The organism is Aquaspirillum soli, assembly GCF_054781915.1.
Genome location: NZ_BAAGTM010000005.1, coordinates 173,119 through 192,837, shown reverse-complemented (window position 1 = coordinate 192,837; position 19,719 = coordinate 173,119). Strand labels below are relative to the sequence as shown.

Annotated in this window: 12 protein-coding genes; 11 read left to right on the top strand and 1 reads right to left on the bottom strand. The window is 50.0% G+C overall.

All coding sequences use genetic code 11. The features are described 5' to 3' along the window. Positions 1-5: 5 nt before the first annotated feature. The 11 genes from ACYVJG_RS07245 (at position 6) to ACYVJG_RS07195 (ending at position 9,145) form a co-directional block, all read left to right on the top strand. Positions 6-416 carry an ATP synthase subunit I gene (locus ACYVJG_RS07245; RefSeq protein WP_460430459.1) on the top strand — a complete coding sequence of 137 codons (411 nt, stop codon included), beginning with the start codon at positions 6-8 and terminating at the stop codon, positions 414-416. Between the two features lie 14 nt (positions 417-430). Next, positions 431-1,222 carry a F0F1 ATP synthase subunit A gene (gene atpB, locus ACYVJG_RS07240; RefSeq protein ID WP_460430458.1) on the top strand — a complete coding sequence of 264 codons (792 nt, stop codon included), beginning with the start codon at positions 431-433 and terminating at the stop codon, positions 1,220-1,222. A 100-nt stretch (positions 1,223-1,322) separates the two neighbouring features. Continuing rightward, complete coding sequence (gene atpE / locus ACYVJG_RS07235; RefSeq protein WP_460430457.1) at positions 1,323-1,604, top strand: F0F1 ATP synthase subunit C; 282 nt, start codon at positions 1,323-1,325, stop codon at positions 1,602-1,604. A gap of 52 nt (positions 1,605-1,656) precedes the next feature. After that, entirely contained in the window at positions 1,657-2,127 is a 471-nt protein-coding gene (locus ACYVJG_RS07230) for a F0F1 ATP synthase subunit B (protein ID WP_022653660.1), read from the top strand. Between the two features lie 7 nt (positions 2,128-2,134). Beyond that, on the top strand, positions 2,135-2,671 hold the full coding sequence (locus ACYVJG_RS07225; RefSeq protein WP_460430456.1) for a F0F1 ATP synthase subunit delta: 537 nt from the start codon (positions 2,135-2,137) through the stop codon (positions 2,669-2,671). An 8-nt stretch (positions 2,672-2,679) separates the two neighbouring features. After that, positions 2,680-4,224, top strand: a complete 1,545-nt coding sequence (gene atpA, locus ACYVJG_RS07220) for a F0F1 ATP synthase subunit alpha (RefSeq protein ID WP_460430455.1) — start codon at positions 2,680-2,682, stop codon at positions 4,222-4,224. Between the two features lie 31 nt (positions 4,225-4,255). Next, positions 4,256-5,122: a F0F1 ATP synthase subunit gamma gene (gene atpG / locus ACYVJG_RS07215; protein WP_460430454.1), complete on the top strand. Its 867-nt coding sequence runs from the start codon at positions 4,256-4,258 to the stop codon at positions 5,120-5,122. A gap of 38 nt (positions 5,123-5,160) precedes the next feature. Beyond that, positions 5,161-6,537, top strand: coding sequence for a F0F1 ATP synthase subunit beta (gene atpD / locus ACYVJG_RS07210; protein ID WP_460430453.1), 1,377 nt, complete (start codon positions 5,161-5,163; stop codon positions 6,535-6,537). 15 nt (positions 6,538-6,552) lie between these two features. Further along, entirely contained in the window at positions 6,553-6,975 is a 423-nt protein-coding gene (locus tag ACYVJG_RS07205; RefSeq protein ID WP_022653665.1) for a F0F1 ATP synthase subunit epsilon, read from the top strand. A gap of 95 nt (positions 6,976-7,070) precedes the next feature. Further along, on the top strand, positions 7,071-8,447 hold the full coding sequence (glmU, locus tag ACYVJG_RS07200) for a bifunctional UDP-N-acetylglucosamine diphosphorylase/glucosamine-1-phosphate N-acetyltransferase GlmU (protein WP_460430452.1): 1,377 nt from the start codon (positions 7,071-7,073) through the stop codon (positions 8,445-8,447). Continuing rightward, the gene (locus ACYVJG_RS07195) at positions 8,444-9,145 is read left to right on the top strand and encodes a thermonuclease family protein (RefSeq protein ID WP_460430451.1); all 702 of its coding nucleotides are present in this window, start codon (positions 8,444-8,446) and stop codon (positions 9,143-9,145) included. The genes glmU and ACYVJG_RS07195 overlap by 4 nt, the downstream gene beginning before the upstream one ends. A gap of 74 nt (positions 9,146-9,219) precedes the next feature. On the opposite strand, the gene ACYVJG_RS07190 is transcribed toward ACYVJG_RS07195, so the two are convergent. Then, entirely contained in the window at positions 9,220-19,659 is a 10,440-nt protein-coding gene (locus ACYVJG_RS07190; RefSeq protein WP_460430450.1) for a DUF5801 repeats-in-toxin domain-containing protein, read from the bottom strand. Positions 19,660-19,719: the final 60 nt, after the last annotated feature.

Sequence of the window (19,719 nt, the reverse complement as noted above, 5' to 3'; positions counted from 1 at the left end):
TTGACGTGAATGGCAGGCCTCCCGTACAATCCAGCGGTTTTGATTTGGCGCCAGACGTGATTACACGAGAGGTTGCAAAGGTTTTACGTTGGCAAGTCCGATTGACTGCGGTTTCCATGCTGCTAGGCAGCATTTTAGTGTCACCGCCCCTCATCGGATTGTTGTCAGCTTTGGCTGGGGGGATGTTAGCTATCCTCCCGGGCTTGTTGTACGCGAAATTGGCTTACTCGCGTCGCAGAGTTGCGCCCCAAGTTTTACTTAAGGCCCACTTCCGCGCCGAAGCAGCGAAATTACTACTGACCATTGCGCTATTTGTGGTGGTTTTGTTGGTTTTCAAGTCAGTTTCAGCACCAGCGCTCCTTGGAGCGTTTGTGCTTGCTCAGGCAGCGTACTGGATCAGTCTTCTATCTACATAAACCGAGAGCTGACTATGGCAGGTAACGCGACAGAGTACATCAAGCACCACCTTACACATGCGACAGTGCCGCATGATGGCGGGTTTTGGGCAATTAATATCGACACATTCAGTGTGTCATTGGCTTTGGGCTTTATCTTTCTATTTGTTTTCACGCGTGTGGCGAAAACATTTAGCATGGAAAATCCTGGCCGCCTGCAATTATTCGTTGAAATGATTGTTGAAATGGTGGCAAACCAAGTGAAAGATGTGTTCCATGCTAAGAGTGCAGTGATTGCCCCTTTAGCTTTGACCATTTTCGTTTGGGTGTTCTTAATGAACACCATGGACTTGTTGCCAGTTGACTTACTGCCTTACATCGCTCAACTGATTGGTGAGCATGTTTTTGGTGCAGATCCTCATCACGTGTATTTGCGCGTGGTGCCATCTGCTGACGTGAACGCAACTTTCGCTATGTCGTTGTCGGTGATGTTCTGCATTATCGGTTTCTCGATCAAAGCTAAAGGTTTGGGCGGTTACATTCACGAATTGTTCTCGGCTCCATTCGGCCCTAAAGTTGGTCCAATCAACTTTGTGTTCCAAATTATTGAGCTGTTGGCAAAACCAATCTCTCTGGCACTTCGTTTGTTCGGTAACATGTACGCCGGCGAACTGATCTTCATCTTGATTGCCCTGTTGCCATTCTGGGCACAGTGGTTGTTGGGTGCGCCGTGGGCCATCTTCCACATCTTGGTGATTACCTTGCAAGCTTTCGTGTTCATGATGTTGACCATCGTGTACCTGAGCTTGGCAGTTGAAGACCATTAATTTTCTGGGTTGATGCGGTGTATCACACTGCATCAACCCTAATAACCGTGTTTTTTTCGTGTTTTTCTTAACCATCCTTGACTTGATTTAGGAGATATCAATGGAAGCTCTCGTTACTCAGATCCAAAGCATGACCGTGCTGGCCGCTGCCCTCATCATCGGTCTGGGCGCTATCGGTACGGCTCTTGGCTTTGCCATTCTGGGCGGCAAATTCCTGGAAAGCTCGGCTCGCCAGCCAGAGCTGATTCCTGTGCTGCAAACCAAGCTGTTCATTATCGCCGGTCTGTTGGACGCCATCTCCATGATTGGTGTCGGTGTTGCTCTGCTGTACACCTTCAACAACCCGTTCCTGTCTGCTGCCAAGGCCGCGCTGGGCGCGTAATCCTTGAGGCCGCACAGCGGATGTCGTTGTTGAACTAAGGAGGAAAACAAGCGTGGATATCAACGCAACACTGCTAGGGCAAGCGATTACTTTCGCTATCCTAGTGTGGTTCACCATGAAATTTGTTTGGCCTCCGCTTACTAACATGATGGATGAGCGTGCCAAGCGCATCGCTGACGGTTTAGCTGCTGCAGAACGCGGCAAGCAAGATCTGGAACAAGCTTCTAAGCGTGTCGAAGAACAGATCCGTCAAGCGAAGCAACAGGCAACTGAACTGGTGATGGCTGCTGAAAAGCGTGCTAACCAGATCATTGAAGAGGCGAAACAAGCTGCGAAGGTCGAAGGTGAGAAAATTATCACCGACGCCCGTGCTGAGATTGGTCAAGAAGTACAACGAGCTAAAGAAGCTCTGCGTGCTCAAGTGGCCGATATCACTGTCGCTGGTGCAGAGAAGATTCTGCGCCGCGAAATCGATGCAGCTAAACACGCTGATTTGTTGGCTTCCATCAAAGCGGAGTTGTAATTACCCCATGGCAGAGCTCATTACCGTAGCAAGGCCCTACGCCGAAGCGGTATTCCGGTTGGCCAAAGAAGAGAAGCGTCTCCCCGCATGGAGCGAGGCGCTGGCTTGGCTGTCGGCGGTGGTTAACCACCCCGACGTACAAGGGATCGTAACCCACCCGGAACGTACCCCAGACGAGGTCGAAAAGTTGTTGGCCGGTTTGATTGGTGATCGTGCCGATGCACAGGTGAAAAACCTGCTCAGCGCTTTGGCTGAGAACCGCCGTCTGACGCTGCTACCGGAAATTGCCAGCCAGTTTGAACTCCTGAAGAAGCAGGAAGAAGGTGTGCTCGATGTAGTCGTGACATCCGCCTTCCCGCTCACCGAAACCCAAGCCGCCGAGCTTGCCGAAACGCTGAAAGCCAAATACGGCAAGCAGGTTGCTCTGACCTCGAAAGTCGATCCCGAACTCATTGGCGGGGTTTGCCTGCAGGTGGGGGATGACGTGATTGATGCGTCGGTGCGCGGCAAACTGCACGCAATGGCGGTAAGCCTCAAAAGTTAGGAGACATCATGCAGTTGAATCCTTCTGAAATCAGCGAGCTTATTCGCGAGAAGATTCAGAACCTGCCGTCCTCGACCGAAGCGCGTACCACCGGTACCGTCATTTCGGTGACCGACGGTATCGTCCGCATCCATGGTCTGAAAGACGTGATGCAGGGTGAAATGCTCGAATTTACCGGCAATACGTTCGGTCTGGCCATGAACTTGGAGCGTGACTCGGTCGGCGCGGTGGTTCTTGGTGAATACGAACATATTTCCGAAGGTTCGGAAGTAAAATGCACCGGTCGCATTTTGGAAGTGCCAATTGGCCCCGAGCTGGTTGGTCGCGTTGTTGATTCCCTCGGTCGTCCTATCGACGGCAAAGGCCCAATCAACACCAAATTGACCTCGCCTCTCGAAAAAGTGGCGCCTGGTGTGATCGCGCGTAAATCAGTTGACCAGCCATTGCAAACTGGCTTGAAGTCGGTTGACTCGATGGTGCCAATTGGTCGTGGTCAGCGTGAGTTGATCATTGGTGACCGCCAAACCGGTAAAACTGCCGTTGCTTTGGACGCGATCATCAACCAAAAAGGTACTGGCGTAATATGTATCTATGTTGCAGTGGGTCAAAAGGCCTCCTCGATTGCTAACGTGGTGCGTAAGTTAGAAGAACACGGCGCGATGGGTCACACCATCATCGTCGCGGCTTCGGCTTCTGATACCGCTGCTTTGCAATTCTTGGCACCTTACGCCGGTTGCACGATGGGTGAATATTTCCGCGACCGTGGCCAAGACGCGCTGATCGTGTATGACGACTTGTCCAAACAAGCCGTTGCTTACCGTCAGATTTCTTTGCTATTGCGCCGTCCGCCAGGTCGTGAAGCCTACCCAGGTGACGTGTTCTATCTGCACAGCCGTCTGTTAGAGCGTGCTGCTCGTGTGAATGCTGACTATGTTGAAGCTTTCACCAATGGTGAAGTGAAAGGCCAAACCGGTTCTCTGACCGCGTTGCCAATCATTGAAACCCAAGCCGGTGACGTGTCTGCATTCGTGCCAACCAACGTGATTTCGATTACTGACGGTCAGATCTTCTTGGAAACTGACTTGTTCAACTCTGGTATCCGTCCTGCTATCAACGCCGGTATTTCCGTGTCGCGTGTTGGTGGTGCAGCGCAAACCAGCGTGATCAAAAAACTGGGCGGTGGTATTCGTCTGGCTTTGGCTCAGTATCGTGAATTGGCCTCGTTTGCGCAGTTCGCTTCCGATTTGGATGAGACAACCCGTAAACAGTTGCAACACGGTGAAATCGTCACTGAGCTGATGAAACAGAAGCAATTCTCGACACTCAGCGTATCCGAAATGGCGTTGACACTGTATGCCGTGACCAAGGGTTTCTACGAAGGCGTGCCAGTGAAAAAAGCATTGGGCTTTGAAGCGGCATTCTTGTCGCACATGAAGGCCAATCATGCTGACGTGCTGGCCGACATCGAGAAAAGCGGCAAGCTGTCTGACGAGAACGACAAGAAATTGGCTAAGGCGCTCGAATCGTTCAAATCCGGCTACAACTTCGCCTGATCTTTCCAGACGATACTGAAAGGATTGGGATATGGCAGTCGGGAAGGAAATTCGCACCAAGATCAAAAGCGTGCAAAACACGCAGAAGATCACCCGCGCAATGCAGATGGTCGCAACTTCCAAGATGCGTAAGACGCAAGAACGTATGCGTCAAGCGCGTCCCTACGCGGAGAAAATCCGCGAGGTGATGGCGCATCTGGCTGAAACCAATACGGATATTAGCCATCCGTTTTTGGATGCCAGAGACGACGTCAAGCGTGTTGGCATCATTCTGATTTCCTCGGACAAGGGTTTGTGCGGTGGCTTAAATGCAAACGTATTGCGTCAGTTCTTTAATGACGCGCAAGCGTTGATGGACAAGGGCGTCGAAATTGACGTCTGCGCCCTCGGTCAAAAAGGCTACACCGCTGCCCAACGTCTGAAGATGAACATTGTGGCGAGCGCAACACATCTGGGGGATACCCCTCAGATGGACAAACTCATCGGCCCGGTGTCGGTGATGTTGAAGGCTTATCAAGAAGGTCGTATCGACGCTCTGCACATCGTGTACTCGAAATTTATCAACACGATGAAACAAGAGCCGAAGAGCGAACAGTTGTTGCCACTCAAACCAGAAGAGCTCGAACAAGAATATCCATATTCTTGGGAATATCTGTACGAACCGGATATTTCCTCTGTGATCGAGTTTTTGGTGAAACGCTACATTGAATCCGTGATTTACCAATCCGTTGCTGAAAATATGGCATCGGAACAAGCAGCACGGATGGTGGCGATGAAGGCTGCAACTGACAATGCGGCTAATGTGATCGAGACCCTCAAGCTCACCTACAACAAGGCCCGTCAGGCAGCGATTACCACCGAACTTTCGGAAATCGTCGCCGGCGCAGCCGCCGTGTAAGGCGCGCGGGAAACAGTATTGATTTATAGGAACCGATAATGAGCCAAGGCAAAATCGTACAGATCATTGGTGCGGTTATCGACGTGGAATTCCCGCGCGGTAGCATCCCCAAGGTCTATGACGCCCTTCGCGTGGTGGACACCGGTCTGACCATGGAAGTACAACAGCAGCTTGGTGACGGCGTGGTTCGTGCCATTGCGATGGGTAGCTCGGATGGCCTGAAACGTGGTCTTCCGGTCGTGAACTCCGGTACACCGATTTCGGTGCCCGTGGGTACCGCTACTTTAGGTCGTATTATGGATGTGCTGGGGACCCCAATTGACGAATTGGGTCCGATTGGCACCGAAGAGCGCATGCCAATTCACCGCGCTGCACCTAAATTCGACGAATTGTCCTCTGCCACCGAATTGCTGGAAACCGGTATTAAGGTGATTGACTTGCTGTGTCCGTTCGCTAAGGGCGGTAAAGTGGGTCTGTTCGGTGGTGCCGGTGTGGGCAAAACCGTGAACATGATGGAGTTGATCCGTAACATCGCTGCCGAACACAGTGGTTTCTCTGTGTTTACCGGTGTGGGTGAGCGGACTCGTGAAGGTAACGACTTCTATCATGAAATGAAAGAGTCGAACGTTCTCGATAAAGTGGCGCTGGTTTATGGCCAGATGAACGAACCTCCTGGCAACCGTCTGCGCGTGGCACTGACTGGTCTGACCATGGCCGAGAAGTTCCGTGATGAAGGTCGTGACGTGTTGTTGTTCGTGGACAACATCTATCGTTACACCTTGGCCGGTACCGAAGTGTCTGCGTTGTTGGGCCGTATGCCTTCTGCTGTGGGTTATCAACCTACGCTGGCAGAAGAAATGGGTAAATTCCAAGAACGTGTGGCGTCGACCAAAGTGGGTTCGATTACCTCGATCCAAGCCGTGTATGTGCCAGCCGATGACTTGACTGACCCATCCCCTGCAACCACTTTCGCCCACTTGGATGCAACCGTTGTGTTGTCTCGTGATATTGCTGCTTTGGGTATTTACCCTGCAGTGGATCCACTGGACTCCACCTCTCGTCAGCTCGACCCATTAGTGGTTGGCGAAGAGCACTACAACGTCGCACGCGGTGTGCAAGCAACCCTGCAGAAATACAAAGAATTGCGTGACATCATTGCGATTCTGGGTATGGATGAATTGTCTGAAGAAGACAAACTGGTGGTGGCTCGTGCGCGTAAGATCCAGCGTTTCTTGTCCCAGCCGTTCTTTGTGGCTGAAGTGTTTACCGGTTCGCCAGGTAAGTACGTGAGCCTGAAAGAGACCATCAAAGGCTTCAAGGCTATCTTGTCCGGTGAATACGATGCCCTGCCAGAACAAGCGTTCTATATGGTGGGTGGTATCGAAGAAGCGGTCGAAAAAGCCAAGTCGCTGTAATTGAGGGGTTAACCCATGAGTACGATGCATGTGGAAGTGGTGAGTGCCGAAGCCCAAATTTATTCTGGTGAAGCCGAATTTTTGGTTGCGCCAGCAGAAATGGGTGAAATCGGTATTTATCCACGTCATGTGCCGCTCTTGACCCGTATCAAACCTGGTCCGTTGCGCATCCGCGTTGCGGGTCAGGCACAGGAAGTATTGGTGGTCGTGTCTGGTGGCATGATGGAAGTGCAACCAAATGCGATTACCGTGCTAGCAGATACGGCGATTCGCGGTGAAGAGCTGGATGAGCAGCGTGCGCTTGAAGCCAAGAAAGCGGCTGAAGCAGAATTGGCAAAAGCCTCTGATGATAAAGATGTGGCACAAGCTCGTGCTGCGCTGAAACAGGCCATTGCCGAACTGCACGCGCTGGAATATCTGCGCAAGCGGGTACACTAACCGTACTGAGCATTTACGGTGTGACGGGCTGTTACTGAATCAGTAACAGCCCGTTTTTCGTTTAAGATCTCTATTTTTTAGTCTGATTATTAAGTATGAACTCTCTCTCGATTGTGATTCTTGCCGCAGGGCAAGGCAAACGGATGCGTTCAGACCTGCCTAAGGTACTGCATACGCTCGCGGGTCGTTCTTTATTAAGTCATGTCGTTACTACCGCTCGACGCTTGCAACCACAGCAATTGGTGGTGGTGTATGGTCATGGCGGCGAACAAGTACAACAGGCCTTCGCCACAGAAACAGATATTCAGTGGGCACATCAAGCGCAGCAATTGGGCACAGGCCATGCACTACAGCAAGCCTTACCCTTTTTGCCTAGTGATGGAACAACGCTAGTGCTGTATGGAGATGTACCACTGACTTCAGCCGAAACATTACAACAGTTGTTAACCCTTGCTGGTGACCAAGTTGCTTTACTCACCGATCACTTACCACAACCGCAAGGCTATGGTCGGATTGTTCGTGATGCCGCAGGTCAGATTCGCGCTATCGTAGAAGAAAAAGATGCCACGCCAGCACAAAAAATGATCACTGAGATCAATACCGGTATTTTGGCATTGCCCAATCGTTATCTAGCCGCTTGGTTGTCACGTTTATCAAACAGTAATGCACAGGGTGAGTATTATCTTACGGATGTGATTGCATTAGCCGTGGCGGAAGGTGTGGAGGTGCGCGGTTGTGTTGTACCAAACTCATGGCAAGCCGCAGGGGTCAATAGCAAATTACAACTGGCTGAATTAGAAAGAATTTACCAGCGACAACAAGCCAATACCTTGCTAGAAGCAGGGGTACAGCTTGCCGATCCAAACCGCTTTGATCTACGCGGTGAGCTGCGGTGTGGTAAGGATGTCTTTATTGACATCAATGTGGTGATTGAAGGTGTCGTTGACTTAGGCGATGGTGTGACGATTGGGCCAAATTGTGTCTTACGCGATGTCACCATTGCCGCAGGGACTGATGTTGCGGCTTTTAGTCATTTACAACAAGCCCAAGTGGGGGCTTCATGTCGTTTAGGGCCGTATGCCCGTTTGCGTCCCGGGGCTGAACTGGCCGATCAGGTGCATATTGGTAACTTTGTTGAAGTGAAAAAATCTCACATTGCCCAAGGGAGTAAGGTCAATCACCTGAGCTATATTGGGGATGCGGTAATTGGTGCAGGTGTCAACATTGGGGCGGGAACAATCACTTGTAATTATGATGGTGTAAATAAATTTACCACTCGTATTGCCAATGGCGCTTTTATTGGCTCTGGGACGATGCTTGTTGCACCCGTTGTGGTTGAAGAAAACGCCACCATTGGTGCCGGTTCTGTCATCAGTAAAACGGCGCCTGCCGATGCGCTTACGGTTGCACGGAGTAAGGCCATTACCCTTACCGATTGGAAACGGCCGCAAAAATTAAAGGATATAAAATGAAACAGAGTGTAGGTCGTTGGTTGGCCGTTCCCATCTTGGCTTTTGCTTTAGTGGTGCCAAGTTGGGCAGCAAAAACAATTGAGGGGAAAGTGATTTCTGTTGCCGACGGTGACACCTTGACTTTGGTTGATGCTAACCGCGAAAAGGTGAAAGTACGCCTAGGTCAGATTGATGCTCCCGAATCGGCCATGCCTTACGGCGGTAAAGCCAAACAAGCTTTGGCAGATAAAGTGTTTGGTAAACAAGTCTCTATCGCTGTGGAAACTAAAGACCGCTATGGTCGTGTGGTAGGTGTGGTGTGGTTACAGGGTAAGGAAATTAACTTACAGTTATTAGAAGAAGGGATGGCGTGGTGGTATAAAGAATACTCATCTGACCCACGCTACCAAGCTGCTCAAGAACAAGCACGGCGTGCCAAGAAGGGCCTATGGGAACAGGCTAACCCTCAAGCCCCGTGGGAATGGCGCAAACAGCAACGCAGTGGGCAGTTTGTTCCCAATAGCTCAGCCAAAACAGACCCCTCCATTCCTCCATTAGTCAAAACCCCACCAGCAGCCAACGGTACCGCTGATTGTCGTAAAACACGTTGCAGCGAAATGCGTGATTGTGCTGAAGCCAAGGCCGTATTACAGCAATGCCGTGTGCCCTCGTTAGATAAAGATGGCGATGGGGTGCCATGTGAGGCATTGTGTCGTTGAGCGGTATGATGATATGAACTAAGAAGCAAAAAACCCCTGTAAAAACAGGGGTTTTTATTGCGCTGAAGGCGCTGTTAGATTGGCGAAGTTGTGGGTTCTGGTGCTGGGATATCAGTTGGAATCTCAACAATAAACAGGTTATCGCTGCCTGTCGAATCCAGCCAATCACTTGCCGGTGCACCCGGATCACCTAAATCTGGGAAATCGAAGAACGGATCAACTGCCGAGTCAATTGCAGCCAAATTCTGTTCAATCGTTTCCAAAATTTGCTCTTCCGTGAATGGTGTTGGCGCAGGTGAATGACTGTCTGGTAGTTCTTGTCCTACTGTACCTGGCGTTGTCTGTACTACATCATTACCAGCACCACCGATCACAGTGTCGCCTAACGTTGTTTTGAAGGTATCGTCATACGAACCACCCAACATCACATCATTGTTAGCTCCACCATCGAGGGTATCGTTTCCTGAACCACCTAACAGTGTGTCGTTCCCTGTTCCACCATTCAGATTGTCATTGCCTGTTCCTCCAGACAAAATATCTTGTCCAGCTTGGCCAAGGATTGTGTCATTACCTGCTCCACCATCCATAATGTCATTACCATTACCGCCTTCGATACTGTCGTTACCATCGCGACCTGCGATTTTATCATTGCCATCGCCACCATAAACACTGTCGTTATCACTGCCAGCATCGATGATATCGTTGCCACTTTCACCATAGAGCTGATCACTACCACTACCGCCCATGATGGTATCGTTGCCTGCTCCAGCTCTAACAGTATCGTTACCCGCACCTGCATCGATGTTGTCATGACCGGTACCAGCAGTGATTGAATCATTGCCATCACCACCGGCAACAGTGTTGTTGCCATCACCGGCATTAATTGTATCGTTGCCAACACCACCATCAATGCTATCTGCACCACCACCTGCATTGATAGTGTCATTTCCAACACCACCAATTAGGGTATTGTTACCTGCTCCAGTAACGGTAATGCCATCGTTACCACTGCCACCATCGACAGAGTTATTACCACCATCGGCTGATAACGTGTCATTACCATCTCCGCCAATGATCGTATTATCACCACCACCTGCATTGATAACATCATTGCCAGAACCGCCATCAATACTATCGGCACCCCCGCCGGCATTAATCGTATCGTTACCAGTGCCGCCGGTAATCGTGTTCGAACCATTACCTGTTGTGGTGATTTTATCGTTGTCGTTACCGCCATCGATGATGTTATTACCAGTACCTGTAGTAATGGTATCGGTACCATCTCCACCTTGAATGGAGTTGTTTCCAGTCCCAACCGTAATGGAGTCGTTACCAGTCCCTCCGTCTATGGTGTTATTACCCGATCCCGCTGTGATGATATCGTTACCAATTCCCCCCACAATCGAATTATTACCATCAGTCACTGTAATTCGATCATCTCCATAGCCACCATCAATCGTGCTATTGCCTGTTCCACCGGTAATACTGTCATTGCCGATGCCGCCGATGATGCTGTTATTTCCGCTACCGCCAGTGATAGTGTCGTTACCAGATCCAGCATCGACCGTGCTATTACCACTCCCTAGGGTAATTTTGTCGTTACCTGCACCACCCTTGATAGTGTTGTTGCCATCACCAGAGTTCACATCATCATTACCTGCTCCGGCATCGAGTACATCGTTACCTGCACCACCCTGCAATGTATCGTTACCAACTCCACCGATTAGGATATTGCTTTGGTCATTGCCAATTAAGCGGTCGTTTCCTGAGCCGCCGGTCAGGTTTTCAATTCCATCAAGAATGGACGTTTTGCCATCGTGGGTTGCTTTTCCGGTAGTCAAATCTGCTGTGACATTTTTAGTCAGATTTTCAAACGAAGCAGTATCACTGCCACTTCCACCCGTTAAGGTGTCTTGGCCACCACCACTGATCAAAGTGTCGTTACCGGCATTGCCTTCTAACAGGTTATCCTCTGCATTGCCTTCTAAGCGGTCACTGCCCGCACCACCAATGAGGTTTTCGACATCAGACAACTCATCTTTACCTGCTTGGCTACCAGATGCCTTATTAGAAGAGAGAGAAGCATCTACGGCAGAGGTATTGTCAATATACGATACCGTGTCGCGGCCAGTACCACCACGCAGGGTGTCATTACCGGTACCGCCCATTAAGGTATCATTACCTGCGCCACCGTCCAACGTATCGCGACCCGCACCACCAGACAGCAAATCATTCCCATCACCAGCAGCCAAACTGTCGTTACCGACACCTCCATCTACTGTGTCATCACCGGTGCCTGCATCAATGGTGTCATTCCCTGCATTGCCCTGCACGCTGTCGTTGCCTGCTCCTGCATCGATACTGTCATTGCCAGCATTGCCTTGAATAGTGTCATTGCCAGCACCACCCGAGATAGTGTCATCATCATCTGCTGTAGGTTGTGGAGTGGGTCCCAGCAGAGGGTTGCTGCTAATCACATTGCCAGCAGGGTCACTTCCGCCCCCACCAAACACCAAATCATTACCATCGCCAGCATCAATACTATCTTTACCTGCACCCCCACGTAAGGTGTCGTCGCCCCCCAGTCCAACGATAGTATCGTTGCCGGCACCTCCAGAGATCACATTGGAATTGTTATTGCCAATTAATGTGTCATCCTGACTACCACCAATCAGGTTATTGATATCAGTTAATACATCCTGATCCACTGTGCCGTTGGTTTGGGTTGCTGTTGCAGCGCCAGTGGTTAAGTTGGCATTCACTGCAACATTATGGTCAGCATAAGAAGCCGTATCGTTACCACCGCCGCCGATTAAGGTATCGCTACCACGACCGCCAGTGAGACGGTTATCGCCGCCATCACCAGTCAATTTGTCATTACCGGAGCCACCAATGAGATGTTCTATTGCGACTAAGTCATCAACATCGTTACCGGTGATACCTTTATCAGTTTGCAAATTGGCATCGACATCTTCGCTGTGATCGTCATACGAAGCCGTATCTCCACCCCCACCACCATCGATAGAGTCGCTACCTTTGCCTCCGCGCAGGAAATCATCACCGCTACCCCCAAGCAGCGTGTCATTTTGACTGCCGCCATAGAGCTCATCGGCACCAGCGCCACCTTTCAAAACATAACCTTGGTCGTTGGCTGCTTGTAACACGTCACTATCGCCGTAAACTTTGCCAAGCGTATCCAAAATGCCGGTATTGATGACTTGCTCAGTTTCGGTATTGGTGGTGGCGGTTTGGGTATGACCAGCGATAATTTCGCCTTTTTCGTCATAAACATTAACGAGGGTCGTTGTCGTTTCTTTTACCACTACGGTCGATTCACCTGTATCGACAGCCTCAGCTTTACCATCACCATTGGCATCAATGGTCAGATGGAAATTGGTTTGCGCTTGATCGCCATCACCATCGGTTACCGTTGCAGTAAACGAAATTGTCACATCGTAGGCTTTGGTTGTTGTCGTTGTGGTTTGGGTTTGTTTGGTAGCGTCAACCTTAATGTCTTGTTGTTCCTGGTATTGGTATTTCACCCCAACACCAGCCACTGAAAAACCATCTGCGCTGGTTTTATCAGTTGGATCAACTTTTTCCATCTGTACATAGACTTTGTCGATGCCGTTACTATCGGTGACGTTCACCGTTTCGCGAGTATCAACATTATTGCCTTGTGTCGCCGTACCAATCTTTTCTGCGCTGACTTTAAGGCTGCCATCTGCATTTAACTCAGTACCCAACAAGGCTTTTTCATTCGAGCCAAGTTTGGTGGTTGTTACAGTTACTTCCGTAATTTTGATACCGCCTGTTGGATCCAGGTCGATAATTAAACGCTCGCCTTCATCACCGTCGTCATCACCTTTATTTGTTGGATCGTCATTATTGATTTGACGGTTATCAATGCCAACCAATGAACCGCCTGTTTGACCGTCGCTACTGGCATTAATTTGTTCGACAGCTGTTGTATCAGTAAAACCTTGTGCCGTTGAACTATCCTTTTGTGCCGATAGAGTGATATCAACGGTGCCAATCGATTTACCCGAGCCATCGACTAGGTCAACATTCGTGAGTGCTTTTTGATCTTCAGGTTGATTAGTCAGTTTATCGAGTGGTAACTCGACAGTTTTTTCTACGGTTACCGTTTGCGTACCGGTGGTAATTTTTGTTTCTTCAGTGGTAGTGGTTTTCGATTCCTCTTTCACTTCATAGGCATCGACCTGACCCTTCATCTCAACCGTGTACGAACCTTGGTTCGGCTTGACAGTGAACACAACCTCACCTGAGGTTTCTTTGACTGCACTGACCAAACCATTGGCATCAGTTTTATAGACTAAGCGATCACCACCAGAAGTGACATAAATCGCATCACCATTGGCTGCAACACCCGTGACATATTTCACCTCGGCTATTTCACCGCCTGCAGCTTGCTTGCTGTGTGTCAGCGACGTGTCTTTGCCATCATTTGGGGTGGTATCTGCAAACGGTTTCACCGCCAGCGTATCACCCTCAATCTTGGTCTCTTTCCAACCATCGGCACCAATGGCGACATTCAAACTCGCCGTTGCACTGGTATCCGTTTGGTTCGCAATGACTACGTTTTGTGATAGACCTGCCTCGGGGGCATCGTCTTGCACCTTAACGTTAAAGCCTTGCTTTTCAACAGTGCCATCAGCAGTTTTCTTTTCGGCAACAAACTGTAAGAACAAATCTTCGTTTTTGCCGGCAACAGGATCGTTATTGTTGTGATCGATAGCGCCTTTCAGCTCAACTTGGTATTCGCCCGTTGCTTTATCCATGGTCACCGCAACGACAGCCTCACCGCCTGCTTTCGTCCCGACTAAAATGGTATTGCCATCGCTGTCGGCGGATTTACTCCATTGCACCTCTTGGCCGCCAGAGGTGATTTTTTGCATTGGAGCGTTGAAGTCGTACTCTGCTGCACCCATGCCAAGTTTGCCCTGTGAGTTAGCCAGTTCAGCCTTCTCATCGTAGCTAAATACTTTCGGGAACCAATCAGCATTACCACTTACCAAACCATCTTCGTGCACCGTGGCAACGTTTTTATCATAGGTTTGATTGAGATTGATCGTCAGGTTTGCGCTGTCGGTATCACCGTCACCATCGGTTAACTGATATTGGAAAACCTCTTGTGTGTTTTCAGCCACTTCACCGGTGTAGGTCATGCCCTTCACCAGATAGTTACCGCCACTACCCGTGGCCTGATCTTGATTGACCTGATTTGAGGTTAATACTAAGTTTTGGAACAAAATTGGGTTGCCATCAATGCCGATGACTTCAATTTCGGCTGTGCCATCGGCATTCAGCAAACCATTTTGGCCACCGATATAGCCTTCACCGACTTTATTGCCCTCAGCATCAAATGCCTCCCAGCGGGCGGCTTCCGACTGATCAAGGTTGTCTAGTTTGACTTCGGCACGAACTACATTGCCATCAAACTTCACACCCACCGATTGTGTTTGGCCCACACCCACACCACCACCTGTTGTGACAGAGGCATCTGCCGGTGTAGTGTCCTGACCGTTGCTATCGGTGACATTGAGACTGGTGTTTTGATTGGTGACACGCCCGCTGTCTGTGGTAACAGCCTGATCGGCATAAGGGCTGTTGTTGCCGTAGCCTTCAATTGTCACACCGCCAACAGTGATCTTACCGTTGGCACCGACGGTGGCTTGCGATAAATCGACACTGTTTTCTTTACCGGTATAGGTATAGACATAGCTACCATCTGCGTTCATGGTCAGTTGGCCATGCTCGCCTGCGACTTGCAACCCGTCGGCATTACTCTCATCAGAGGTCGAGCCAAAGCTGATTTTAGTGACTTTCGCACCATCAGCTCCGAGAGCATCTTTACCAGTATCACCGCTGGTTGTTGCAGCACCGGTGATTACATTGCCATCTGTTTTGTTACCCAGTTGACTGCCACTGATTTGCACACTATCGGTATCGTCTTTGGCAACAGCAGTATCGTCTTCTACGGTAACAGTCATGGCTAATTTGTCTGTTAATCCGCCGGTTTTATCTGTTGTCACCAATTCGAATTTGAGACTGGTTGTATCCGAGTCTGCAGAATAAGCGTCACCCACTTTCGGATGGTCAATTGCCCCTTTGAGTTCAACATTCGCCGTATAGGATTTTTGACCATTCTGGTAATCACCCGTTACGGTGACTTCCAACACCGGCTTAGCCGTATCAGCATTACCATCAGATCCTTTTACATAACCCTTGGCGACGGCACCTTCGACCACCCACACGACATCCTCACCTCCGGAAGTGAGTTTGGGCAATACGGAGGGATTGAAAGTAACGGTTGGTTTGTCAGTTACATCTGGGTCGGCGATGCCAAAATCTTGCTTCCCAGAAGTGGTTTTTGCCCCTTCCCATTCAGCGACATGACCTGTGCTCAGCGCATCTTCCTGTACATTGAATGTTAAGCTGTCATTATTAGCATTGGAAAAATGAGAAACCTCACCTTCATCTTCATTGCCGTCTTTATCTCGGTCGATGAAAAGCTTTTCGACCTTATCACTGCCAACGATAAATTCGGGCGCATCGTTTGCGCCTTGCACCTTGACCGTGACATTTGCCGTGTCAGTATCCCCATCAGCATCTTTCATCTGATAGTTAAACTGTTCGGTGATTTCTTCGCCTTCTAATAGTGCTTTAGCCAGTAGGTCGGCGGTATAGGTTGCTGTGCCACCTTGGTTAATACTGAGCTCACCGTAGTACTTATTTCCGCCCGTAGCATCGTTACCTGTTTGACCTTTCGCAACAAACGTGTCTCCTGTGAGATCGGTTTGGGCATAGCTACGATCGATTTCGACTTCACCGCCCTCACGGTTGAAAGTCACTGCTGCTTTGGCACCGTCTTCTTTCCCTTCATGGGCGTCATTGGCTAAAACATCAATTTTACTGTTGTTGGATTTCGAGAGATCAACAACCAAACTGTCATCAACAGCAGCAGGCCCGCTGTCTTGAAAATAAATTTGTTTGCCCAGATCAAAAGAAGCAACATTCGATTGATCAAGGTCGTTATCCGTTGCTTGTGCAGTGAGACGAATGACATCCGAACCGATGGTCGTCAATTCGTGTGGATCATTAGACTCATGGACCACTGCGCGGAACTGCTCAATCGATACTTCACCGGTGGTTTTATCTACCTCGACCGCAAATACTTTCTGTTCTTTGCCATCGACAGTGATGTAACCGACGGCCTGACCGTCAACCAACTTCACCTGTACCAGTTCACCAGATGCAGAGTCTTTTAAGCCAGAGTCTGTTTTGGCAATTTGCAAACCAAAGGATTTACCACCGCTATCTAGCTCGCCATCGGCACCAAAATTGAATTGGAATTTACCAGCTAAAGCGGTATCGCCGAGATCTTGATCGTTATCAACACTGCTCCCCGCTGAGGCATCACTGTCTTTGACATGCAGGGTCATACCACTCCAAGACAGTTTTAGGTTGAGATCATCAAAATCTTTATCCGAACCTGTCCCATCTTGTGCCGTGACTTTTAAATCTTCCCAGTTAAAATTGCCGCCCAGCGTTTTACCAATCTCAGTATCGGAGCGTGTACCTTGAACGTGCGATTGCCCATCACTATTGAGCTTGCTATCCGAGAAGAACACTTGGCCATCGGCAGTCTTGATTTCAGTATTACCAAGCTGAGCAACCCACGTATCCCCTTGTTTAGTAAAAGAAAGCTTGGAACCTGTATCGAGCATCTGCAACGATGACTGGTTTGTTGGATTGGTTAAGTCATAAGGCAGCAGGAAAAAGCCGACTTGGTCAGGTGTCACACCTTCTGGTAAGGCAATATTGAAGGGTGACATACCTTCGCTTGGTGTATCCCACAACAAGGTGCCTTCAGTCGGGTTACCATTCGCATCTTTGACATACCAACCGAAACCGTGATCGTACTTCGCTTCGCCACGGCCCATATACTCAATGGTTAAGTTTGCTGCTGGTGCTTGGGTATTATCTACGGTCACCACGGGTACATCATCGCCGAAGGCAATTCGCCCCCCTAAATCAAGTTCAGCGACCGCCTTGTCATCATCTCCATCGGTTGCTGTGGCAACCACTTTTAATGCACCATTGGCCAGAGATTGTAATTCGTCACCCCCCCCTGGTTTACCGTCAGGGGCATCATGCTTAATGGCGCCTTGTTGCGTCAGGGTCACTTCGCCGCTAGTGCTGTCGATTTTCAGGGAGAAGATGGCGTCACCATTGGCGTTACGGCCTTCGACTTCGCCAGTCTCTGTGTTCTTATAGAGTTTGATGTCGCTACCGGTGGCGGTGTCTTTCAACCCACTGTTGGCTCCGTCCTCGAATTGGAAGCCATAGCGCATGCCATCAGCAATGGTTTTGCCATCGGCATCAACAGCCATTTTTTGGCCATCACCACCAAAATTGACAGTGAAACTGGTTTGGAAAGCACCTTTATCCGCTGCTTGTGGTGCACCAGTACCGTTCTGTAAACCAGAATCACGTTGGACCAAGCTAGGGCCTTGGTCTTGCAAGGCAGCGAGGTTCGGACCGTCATCTTGGAAGGCAATCCGACTGCCTAAATCGATCTCTGCCGCTGCCGTATCCGCATCACCATCGGTTGCGGTGGCGACAATTTTCAGTGCATCTTTTGCCAGTGATTGCAGTTCGTCAGCACCGCCTGCTTGACCATCAGGGGCGCTGTGTTGGATGGCGCCTTTTTGGGTCAGCGTGACTTCGCCGCTGGTGCTGTCGATTTTCAGGGAGAAGATGGCGTCACCATTGGCGTTACGGCCTTCGACTTCGCCAGTCGTTGGGTTGGTGTACAGTTTGATGTCGCTACCGGTGGCGGTGTCTTTCAACCCACTGTTAGCGCCTTCATCAAATTTGAAACCATATTGCATGCCATTAGCGACCAACTGAGCTTGATCACCTTGGCCAACCACGGTCATTTTTTCACCATCTGCACCAAAGCCCACTTTGAACGAGGCTTTGAACTCGCCCGTCGCGGCATCTTGTTGGCCAAGCGTGCCGTTAGCGAGACCTGCATCACTCTGGATAAATTGTGGTGCTTGGCTTTCTTCCGCCGCAATGCTTGGACCATCATCCGTAATGGTGATACCGATTTTGCCACTGGTCACGACATTGCCGTTGTTAATCACCTGAGTCACAAAATCATCAGGCAAGGCATTGTCTTGACCTTGTGTTTTATCGTGTTTGACTGCACCGTCGAGTTGATACTCATATTGGTATTTACCATCCACGAAGGACACGGTTAATTTACCATGTTGCCCTTCAACGACCACCGGCCCACCATCACGACTCAGCTCAACGGCTTGGCCATTTTTATCCAAAATAACCAGCTTATCCCCACCAGCAGAACCGGGGGTAAAAGTGAACGTGCCAGTTGTTTTCTCTGTGTCTAGCTCGGCTTCGCTTCCACCTTGGTCTAGCGCTTTTTCTTCTACTTCACTTTGTGCAGAAGATAAGTTCGGCGGGGTTGGAGCCGGTTCAGGTATGGGACGAGCTGGCGGCTCTGGCTTTTCCGGTTCCTTTGGCGTATCTGGTGTTGGCGTAGGGGCTGGCTCAGGTGTCGGGACCGGTGTTGGTGTAGGTTGCGGCGTAGGCACTGGCTCAGGCGTAGGCACTGGTTCAGGCGTAGGCACTGGTTCAGGCGTAGGCACTGGTTCAGGCGTAGGCACTGGTTCAGGCGTAGGGGCTGGTTCAGGCGTAGGTACTGGTTCAGGCGTAGGCACTGGCTCAGGCGTAGGCACTGGTTCAGGTGTAGGCACTGGTTCAGGTGTAGGCACTGGTTCAGGTGTAGGCACTGGTTCAGGCGTCGGGACCGGTGTTGGTGCAGGTTGTGGCGTTGGGGTGGGTTGAGGTGTCGGAACCGGTTCGGGTGTCGGTACTGGCGTTGGAGTGGGTTCTGGAGCAGGTGTTTCTGTGGTTTCAGGCGTCGGTGTTGGCGTGGGTTGAACGTCAACAATTGGATCTAGCACCGGATCGAGCTGGGTCGTTGAGTTTTGCTGTTGATCAGGGACAGAAAACGCCATGGCTTGTAAATCGCCGGCTAAGGCTGAAGCCACGACTGATTCATTGGCATCTCCAGCGTCTGCCAAACGTTGTTCTGCTGCGCTTTCTGGTACTTCAACCATCAACTGTTGAGCGACTTCAACCGGATTGGCAACAAAACCACGAGTCAAAGCTTGTGCTCGGGTACCTGTGGTTTCCCCTGCTGCAGAAGAAAAGCTTTGTGAAAGCACCGTGTTTTCGGTGGGGACATAACCTGTTGCCAACTGTGCCATTTCAAAACTGGCTTCCAGTTGACGCTTACTCATCATAATTTGGTCTAACGCTTCATCCCGCGCCGCTGCTTCAATATTTTGTGCAGCAGGATCGTCAGCCAAATTCACCGCACCTACGTCACGCGCTAAGGTGGTGAGTTCTTCGTTTAATTGGTGATCGTTATCGACGTTTGGGTTATTGACATTATCCATGATTCACTGCACTCCTGAATTGAAGCAAGGTTAGCTGGCTGACACGCCACGCTTTTCCTA